The sequence below is a fragment of the Microbacterium sp. genome (genome assembly GCF_003248605.1).
Taxonomy (GTDB): domain Bacteria; phylum Actinomycetota; class Actinomycetes; order Actinomycetales; family Microbacteriaceae; genus Microbacterium.
The window spans coordinates 1-7,732 of sequence record NZ_QFPF01000115.1 but is presented as its reverse complement, the minus strand read 5'-3'; the positions used below and the strand labels follow the sequence as shown (position 1 = coordinate 7,732).

General features: G+C 68.6%; 11 protein-coding genes. 4 read left to right on the top strand and 7 right to left on the bottom strand.

Annotated elements, in window-relative coordinates; genetic code table 11:
• Together DI573_RS12790 and DI573_RS12785 are read right to left on the bottom strand one after the other, a co-directional pair.
• The coding region (locus tag DI573_RS12790) for a DUF5615 family PIN-like protein (RefSeq protein ID WP_292814948.1) at positions 1–244 on the bottom strand (244 nt) is incomplete at its 3' end.
• A 3-nt stretch (positions 245–247) separates the two neighbouring features.
• On the bottom strand, positions 248–472 hold the full coding sequence (locus DI573_RS12785; RefSeq protein ID WP_292814946.1) for a DUF433 domain-containing protein: 225 nt from the start codon (positions 470–472) through the stop codon (positions 248–250).
• A gap of 89 nt (positions 473–561) precedes the next feature.
• Between DI573_RS12785 and DI573_RS12780 the strand changes: the two genes are divergently transcribed.
• The gene (locus tag DI573_RS12780; RefSeq protein ID WP_292814943.1) at positions 562–1,464 is read left to right on the top strand and encodes a hypothetical protein; all 903 of its coding nucleotides are present in this window, start codon (positions 562–564) and stop codon (positions 1,462–1,464) included.
• Position 1,465: 1 nt separating this feature from the next.
• Here DI573_RS12780 and DI573_RS12775 read toward each other — a convergent pair whose 3' ends face one another.
• Positions 1,466–1,606, bottom strand: coding sequence for a hypothetical protein (locus DI573_RS12775; RefSeq protein ID WP_292814940.1), 141 nt, complete (start codon positions 1,604–1,606; stop codon positions 1,466–1,468).
• A gap of 404 nt (positions 1,607–2,010) precedes the next feature.
• Between DI573_RS12775 and DI573_RS12770 the strand changes: the two genes are divergently transcribed.
• A complete protein-coding gene (locus DI573_RS12770; protein WP_292814937.1) occupies positions 2,011–2,214 on the top strand; it encodes a cold-shock protein in 204 nt (67 codons plus the stop codon).
• A 60-nt stretch (positions 2,215–2,274) separates the two neighbouring features.
• On the opposite strand, the gene DI573_RS12765 is transcribed toward DI573_RS12770, so the two are convergent.
• From DI573_RS12765 to DI573_RS12755, 3 genes are read right to left on the bottom strand one after another with little or no spacing between them, the layout of a single operon-like run.
• Positions 2,275–3,240, bottom strand: coding sequence for an alpha/beta hydrolase (locus tag DI573_RS12765; protein ID WP_292814935.1), 966 nt, complete (start codon positions 3,238–3,240; stop codon positions 2,275–2,277).
• 35 nt (positions 3,241–3,275) lie between these two features.
• A complete protein-coding gene (locus DI573_RS12760; protein ID WP_292814932.1) occupies positions 3,276–4,310 on the bottom strand; it encodes a hemolysin family protein in 1,035 nt (344 codons plus the stop codon).
• Entirely contained in the window at positions 4,307–5,734 is a 1,428-nt protein-coding gene (locus DI573_RS12755) for a hemolysin family protein (RefSeq protein ID WP_292814930.1), read from the bottom strand. Before DI573_RS12755 ends, DI573_RS12760 begins: the two co-directional genes overlap by 4 nt.
• A 205-nt stretch (positions 5,735–5,939) precedes the next feature.
• On the opposite strand from DI573_RS12755, the gene DI573_RS12750 reads away from it, so the two are divergent.
• Entirely contained in the window at positions 5,940–6,611 is a 672-nt protein-coding gene (locus DI573_RS12750; RefSeq protein WP_292814927.1) for a GAP family protein, read from the top strand.
• Positions 6,608–7,201 (top strand): hypothetical protein, encoded by a 594-nt coding sequence (locus DI573_RS12745; protein WP_292814925.1) that lies wholly within the window; start codon positions 6,608–6,610, stop codon positions 7,199–7,201. The genes DI573_RS12750 and DI573_RS12745 overlap by 4 nt, the downstream gene beginning before the upstream one ends.
• Before the next feature lie 133 nt (positions 7,202–7,334).
• On the opposite strand, the gene DI573_RS12740 is transcribed toward DI573_RS12745, so the two are convergent.
• Positions 7,335–7,732: lytic transglycosylase domain-containing protein (locus DI573_RS12740; protein ID WP_292814922.1), on the bottom strand; the 398-nt coding region annotated here is incomplete at its 5' end.

Below are 7,732 nucleotides of genomic sequence, written 5' to 3'. Positions count from 1 at the left end.
GGCGCGCCTGCCGCAATCCGCACCGCGGCTCAGCCACGACCGACCCGCTCAACGAGCGGCTCGAACCAATCGAGAAGCGCTTGACGTCGCGTGTGCCTGACACGCACCCAAACGATCGCAGGCGGGGTGCCATGTCCGTCGCGTCGCCGGGACCGACATCGGTGACGTGCTCTGCCTGATGACCAAGACCCACGAGCATCCGCGCCATCGCGGGCGGCAGCTGCGCGTCGACCAGAAAACGCACGGTCTAGGAGGCGGTGAGAATCACGTGATCGGTCTGGGCCGCCGCATACTGCAGAGCTGCCTTGACATCGTCAGCCTCCAGATACGGATAGTCCTCGACGATCTCTGACACGGTGGCGCCGGCCGCGAGAAGCGAAAGCACGTCGGATACGCGCATGCGTGTCCCCCGAATCGCCGGGCGACCGTGCACCACGTCCGGGCGGACAACGATGCGATCGTTCAGAGACATGCGGTCAGATTACCCCCGCACCCGCAGTCCGCCTCGATCGCTGCGCTCCAGGATCTTTGCCCGGTGCCAACGTGCGAGAACATAGGACGGTGACCTCCCGCACTCCCGACCTCGGCCTGCTCTTCGACGTCGATGGCCCCCTCGCCAGCCCGGTCAGTCGCACGATCGCGATCGACAGCATCCTCGACGATCTGCTCGCCCTCACGCGCGCGGGCGTGCCGATCGCCTTCATCACCGGCCGCTCCGACGCCTTCATCCGCGACCAGGTCGTCACGCCGCTGCTCGGGCGCGGACTCGGCGAGGTGCTGCGCACCCCGGGCGCCCGCATGTTCGGTGTCTACGAGAAGGGCGCCGCGTGGTCGACGATCACCCCCGACGGGCTCGGCGACGTCGAGGTAGATCACGATGTCGCTCCCCCGCATGCGCTCGTCGACGATATCCGCATGATCGTGGCGACCGACTACGACGAGCTGGTCTTCTTCGACGACACCAAGCGCGCCATGATCTCGGTCGAGCAGCGGGTCGACGTCGAGAACGAGACCTTCCTCGCGCACCGCGACGCGTTCGACGAGGCCGCCTTCGATGCCGCCGTGCGACACGGCGTGGGGGTGCGCTATGGCGACCGCTTCGCGCCGGATGCCGCAGGCGATGTGCCCTTCCGCCTCGATCCGACGATCATCTCGACCGACATCGAGTCGGTGCTGCTCGACAAGGACCGCGGCGCCCGACGCGCGCTCGCGCACTTCGCCGCACTCGGCGACCTCCCCCGCACCTGGCGCACGATCGGCGATTCGCGCAGCGACTACAAGATGGCCGACGAACTGCACGCCGCAGGCTTCGAGGTCGCGCACGTCGACGTCCGCCCCTCCGACGGGATGCTGGAGCGTCCGTACGACGTGATCACCGAGGGTGATCTCATCCACGACGAGGCGGGCGCCGCGTTCCTGCGCGGCTGGGTCGAGCGGCTCGGCATCGATCCGCACCGCGCGTGAGCTACGGCGCCGGGCGCCGCGTGTCGTAGGTCGGATCGGCGGGGCGAGGCCCCGTGTCATCACGCAGCGCGGTGCGCAGGGTCGCGACGACGACCGCGGCGATCAGCAGCACGACGAGGACAAGAACGAGCAGGGATATCACGACGGTCACCTCCGGGAACGAGTGGGTTGCTCTGTACCCAACCGCGGCACGGCGCCCGCGACAACGGTCCACTTCACCCGCAGTGAACTCACGGCAGCCACGAAGGCCCGGATCTCACTCCGGGAACACTCATTCAGATGCCACTTCTTCGCAGGTGGACCGGACCACATGGCCCATCACACATCGAAGCGACCCGTGGTCGCCTGCGCGAGCGATCGTGGCGTAGACTCGACCGTGCGATCGGCATTTGCCTTTGGCAGAAGAGGCCCTGTCGGGGCCGCCGATCGCAGGACCCCCGCTTTCACCGTCGGATTCGATGGCGCAGGTGCGTGTTCACGAGGATGCGGCATCCGATGAGGCCACCCGCACCTTCGGGTGCAGCAGAACACGTAGGGAATAACACCATGACCACCGGAACAGTCAAGTGGTTCAACGCCGACAAGGGCTTCGGCTTCATCGCTCCCGAGGACGGCTCGGCCGACGTCTTCGCTCACTACAGCGCCATCAGCACGGGGGGCTACCGCACCCTCGATGAGAACCAGCGCGTCGAGTTCGACACCGCTCAGGGCCCCAAGGGCCCCCAGGCCGAGAACATCCGCCTGATCTGAGTTCGCCGAAGGGCGGTCCGCGCAAGCGGGCCGCCCTTTCTCATGCCCTCGCGGTGTTTCTCACACCCGCTCGGCCACCCGCGAACCGCGCACGACCGACGCCGGCAGCAGCGCGTCGAGCACGATCTCGGGCCGTTCGATCGCGGCGAAGTGCCCCGCCCCCACGATCGTGTGCTCCCGGTAGTCCGGGATCAGTCGGGTGAGGGCCGCGCGGTCATCCGCGCCGACGAAAACGTCCCTCGCGCCTCGAACCGCCCGCACCGGAGCATGGATGCCGCCCCACGCGCGCAGGTCGTACCGCGCCGCGGCGCGCGCCGCATCGGCGAACGCACCGGGTCGCACCTCGCGGGCGAGCGCCTCGAAGACGCTCGGATCGAGCGCTCCCCGCGCCGCGAACAGCGGAGCGGCCAAGAGCGTCAGCACGCCCAGCCGGTGCAAGGCCGTCGCCAGTACCCGGCCGGCGCGGCCCAGCGGGGAGAACAGGCGCATCGCCAGCAGCATCCCGGCGAACCACGGCAGGCGGCGACCCCCGCGCCACGGCCGGCGGATCGCATCGATCACGGCGGGCCCGGAGGGTGAGACCAGACCGACCGAGATCGTGCGCTCGGGATGACGTGACGCCAGATCGAGGGCGATCAGACCGCCGAGCGAGTGCCCGATGACACGCCAGCTTCCGTATCCGCGAGCGAGGACGACCTCGGCCACGGCCGCGGTCATCTGCTGTACGCCCACACCGCGCGTGTCGGCGACGGACTCGCCCCACCCCGGCAGATCGATCGCGACGACGTCGGCGAGGGGCCTGCCGAGCCGGCCCGACGCCTCGATCAGGGGGATCCACGTCGTCCACGACCCCGCGGCGCCGTGCAGCAAAAGGGTCGCGGGCCCGCCCGCGCGTCGCCCCGCGCGCACGACGACATCGCCGAGCGCCGTCTGCGCGACCTCTCGCTGAAGTCCCAGGTGCTCGGGGTCGAGGGCGAGAGAGGGGGATGCTGCACCGCCGCTGCGGGCGGGAGACGAAATGCTCACATCTCCTGTTCGTCACCGAACCCCGGACGGATGGCTCACCGCGCCGGTCGGGGCTCCTCCGAGTCCGAGGGCCGCGGCAACACGTTGCGCAGCGCGTCGGCAAGGGTGACCAGGCCCACGAATCGCTCGCCGTCCATGATGATCGCCAGCTGCTGACTGGCTCGACGCATCTGCGCGAGCGCCTCGTGCACGAGTGTGCCCGAGGGCAGCACGAAGGCTGCACGCGCGAACTCGCGCGCTGCCCGATCCGGGTCCTGCAGCAGAGTGTCGCGCACGTGCACGACACCGTCGATGCCATCGACGGGCGATCCCAGCAGGATGCGCAGGTGTCCCGAGACCTCCGCGGCCCGCTGCACATCGACCACGGTCGCATCGAGTGCGACCGTGGTCGGCGCGACACCGTAGGGGATCAGGTCATCGACGGTCAGCGTCTCGAGCTCGATCGCGCCCCGCAGCGACGTCTGGTACGACGTGTCCAGTGCCCCCACCTCGGCGGAATGCTCGACGAGGTGACGCAGCGTCGCGGTGTCGTACCCGCCGGCGGCGGCTCTATCGACCGGCTCGACACCGCTCGCCGCGACGAGCTTGTTGGCCATGCTGTTGATCCACAGCAGCAGCGGGCGGAATATCCAGATGAACGCACGTGCCGGCACCGCGATCAGGAGTGCTGAACGCTCGGGATGCGCGATCGCCCACGACTTGGGGGCCATCTCGCCGACCACGAGGTGCAGGAATGTCACGATGAAAAGGGCGAGCGCGAACGCGATCACGTCCGCGCCCCATGCGGGCAGCCACGACGAGAACAGCGGCAGCAGCCACGCGTCCACGGCCGGTTTGGTCACCGCGCCGAGCGCGAACGTGCACGCGGTGATGCCGAGCTGTGCACCCGCGAGCATCACCGTCAGTTCGTTCGAGCCGCGCAGTGCCGCGCGTGCGGGTCGACTCGTCGCCGCCATCTCCTCGAGCCTGTGGCGACGCGCGCCCAGCAGGGCGAACTCGATCACGACGAAGAACGCCGACAGGGCGATCAGGGCGATCGTCACGACGATCACGATCCAGGGATCAGTCATCGCGCGCCCTCCTCCCCATCGGCGGCCGGCACGCCGCCGGCCTCGCGGCGATCGCTGCCTTCGTCGTCGTCACGCTGCTCGCACAGCGTGACCTCGACTCGCGCGGGGACGTGCCGGGTGACCTCGAGCACCTTCACGTCCAGCCAGCGCGCGAGTGTCTCGTGCCACACGATGTCGGCCGCCTCCTGCGGCAGGTCGATGCGCACCTGATCGCCCACGCGGGGCAGCGCGCCGACCGAGGCGATCACAAGTCCCGCGATCGTCTCGTAATCGCCACGTGGCAGGTCGTGGCCGATCTCGCGTTCGGCCTCGTCGAGATGGACGTCGCCTTCCATCGTCCACGAGTCCTCGCCCACGGATTCGACGCCGGCGGGAAGCTCGCCGTCGTGCTCGTCCGTGATCTCGCCCACCACCTCTTCGGCGAGGTCCTCCAGAGTCAGGATGCCGGTGAACCCGCCGTACTCGTCGATGACGCAGGCGAGCTCATTGCGCTCGTACGCCATCAGCTCGAGCGCGTCCGGCAGGCTCATCAGCTCGGGCACGACGGTCGGACGACGCATCAGCTCGGTCACGGCGACAGCATCCCGGGCCTTGCCCGCACCCAGCACGTCCACCAGCTGCACCACACCCAGGGGCTGATCGTCGTCGTCGATGACGGGGTATCGCGTGTGCGCCTCGGCCATCATGGCGCGCACCTCGCCGATCGTCGTGTCGGGCCGGACGACGTCCACCCGGGAGCGGGGCACCATCGCGTGCTCGACGTCTTGGTGCGGGAAGTCGAGGATGCGATCCAACATGCGCGAGAGCTCCTCCGGCAGATCGCCGCTCTCGCGGGAGTCGGCGACGATGTGCTCGAGGTCGTCGGCCGTCGCACTGGAGTCGACATCGTGCACCGGCTCGATGCGCAGCAGCCGCAGCAGGGCGTTCGCGGCGTGGTCGAACACCGTGATCAGCCATCCGAACACCGTGAGGTAGACGAGCGTGGGTCCGGCGAGGACGCGAGCGAGGGGGCCGGAGTTCGCGATGGCGAGGTTCTTCGGGTACAGCTCGCCGAAGATCATCTGCACGACGGTCGAGACGACGAGGGCCGCCACGGTGCCGATGGTCACGCTGACCGCGGCGGGGATTCCGACGCCGCCCAGCAGCACGCCGAGAGACTCGCCGACGAGGGGCTCGGCGACGAAGCCGACGAGCAGGCCCGTCACCGTGATGCCCAGCTGCGCCCCGGAGAGCATGAACGAGGTACGGCGGGTGACCTTCAGCGCGCGTGCGGCGGCGGCATCCCCCGCCTCGGCCTGCGCCCCGAGCTTGGAGCGGTCGACCGACATGTAGGCGAACTCCTGGGCGACGAAGAAGCCGTTGGCGACGATGATCGCGAGGATGACGATGATTCCGAGGAGCAGGGTGAGCACGGCGATCAGCATGTCGCGGCGTCCCCTCGCTTCGAGACGGACCGGGCGCGCGTCGGGGTCAGGCCGACGCGCTTCGGACTATCGCCGGGTTCTTCGGATGGGCGTGTGGAGCGAATCGCACAGCTCATGGGGTTCTGATGCCTCCAAGCATGGTTGAGCGATCGAGCCTAGCGACTCATGGTGAAGGGCGGCTGTGCGCCTCCCCTACGCTCGGATCGTGGAGTCCGTTCTCTGGTACGTCATCCCCCTCGCGATGGCGTTGGCGCTCAGCGTGTTGCCGATCCTCGCCGCCGTGCTCATCCTCCTCTCCCCCAACCCGGTGCCCGTGGGCGTCGGCTACCTCGCGGGCTGGGCGCTGGGGGTGCTCGTGCTCGTGTCCGTGTTCACCCTCGGCGCGCGGGTCGTACCCTCGGTGGGCCCCGAGCGCATGCCCGGCTGGGCGCACGGCGTCGAGCTCGTGATCGGGATCCTGCTGGTCGTGTACGCCGTGATCTCGCAGGTGCGCTCGAGGACGAAGGATGCTGTCGCCCCGTCGTGGACGCGCGCCCTCAGCTCACTGAGCCCACGACGCGCCCTGCTGTTCGGTGTCGCGATGAACGTCCGGCCCAAGAACCTCACCCTCGCGGTGGCCGCGGGACTTGCGATCGGCTCCGCCGCGCTCAACCCGGTGGCCAGCGGCCTGGCGATCGTGGTGTTCACCGTCGTCGGGATCTCGACGGTCGCGGGGCTCGTGCTGAGCTTTCTCTTCGGCGACAAGCGCGTGCGGCCCGCGCTCGAGCGCTTCAGCATCTGGCTGCAGCGCCACTCGGGCCTGGTGCTGCGGGTGTCGCTGCTCGCGATCGGGCTGCTGCTGATCGGCATCGGCACGACGAACCTGGTGTCGGCGTGAGGGGGGCCGACGCGCCGATCGTCTATGCCGATGCCCCCGTGTCGGACATCGACCCGGTCGTGCTCTATCGCATGCTGCAGCTGCGCGTGGAGGTGTTCGTGGTCGAGCAGGGCGCCGCCTACCCCGAGCTCGACGGACGCGACATCGAACCCGGGGCCCGCATGGTGTGGGCGCAGGTCGGCGACGAGGTGGTCGCCACGCTCCGCGTGCTGCAGGATGCTGCCGGCCTGCGTATCGGCCGCGTCGTCGCCGCGGGGTCGGTGCGGGGCACCCCCGTCGCGTCGGACCTCATGCGCCGCGGCCTCGAAGTGTGTGCGCAGATCGACCCGACAGCATCCATCGCCCTCGACGCCCAGAGTGAACACCTTATCCAGCAAGCGCTGCCGCAGCTGATGCAGGGGCGCACCACGCTGGTGATCGCCCACCGTTTGGCCACGGTGAAGAATGCCGACCGCATTGCGGTGATGGACCAGGGCAAGCTGGTGGCGGTGGGCACGCATCAGCAGTTGATTGCGAGCAATCCGCTGTATGCGCGGTTGGCGGCGTTGCAGTTCAGTGATGGAGATGAACAGGTGAATCAGCGCCCATAAAAAATGCCCGCATCTTTCGATGCGGGCAATGAAACCTCTGTAGGAGCGAGCTTGCTCGCGAAAAACTCACAGGCGCCGAGTTTATCCAGGAAGCACGCGTTAGCGTTGACGTTCTTCGCGAGCAAGCTCGCTCCTACTGGTCGTCGAAGTACCGCTCATGCCAATCCACCAACGGCTGCGGTGAGTTGAGCTTCTGCCCGTAGATCACCGAATAAGACAGCACGTTCTGCACATACTGGCGGGTTTCGTCGAAGGGGATGCTTTCCACCCATACGTCGAAACTCAAGTGGTCTGCGCCGCGCAGCCATTGGCGCACGCGGCCTGGGCCGGCGTTGTAGGCAGCGGAGGCGAGCACGCGGTTGCCGTTGAACTGGCTGTGAACCTGGCTCAGGTAAGCAGCGCCGAGCTGGATGTTTTTATCCGGGTCCAGCACCTGGGCCGGGGAGGCCAGGGGGATGCTGAACTTGCGTGCGGTTTCCTTGGCGGTGCCGGGCATCAGTTGCATCAGGCCGCTGGCGCCGACGCCGGAGC

What these genes read in the sequence shown, in the direction of transcription:
- DI573_RS12785 (WP_292814946.1), bottom strand. Translation starts at nt 472, where the DNA reads ATGTCTCTGAACGATCGCATCGTTGTCCGCCCGGACGTGGTGCACGGT.
- DI573_RS12770 (WP_292814937.1), top strand. Translation starts at nt 2,011, where the DNA reads ATGACCACCGGAACAGTCAAGTGGTTCAACGCCGACAAGGGCTTCGGC.
- DI573_RS12760 (WP_292814932.1), bottom strand. Translation starts at nt 4,310, where the DNA reads ATGACTGATCCCTGGATCGTGATCGTCGTGACGATCGCCCTGATCGCC.
- DI573_RS12755 (WP_292814930.1), bottom strand. Translation starts at nt 5,734, where the DNA reads ATGCTGATCGCCGTGCTCACCCTGCTCCTCGGAATCATCGTCATCCTC.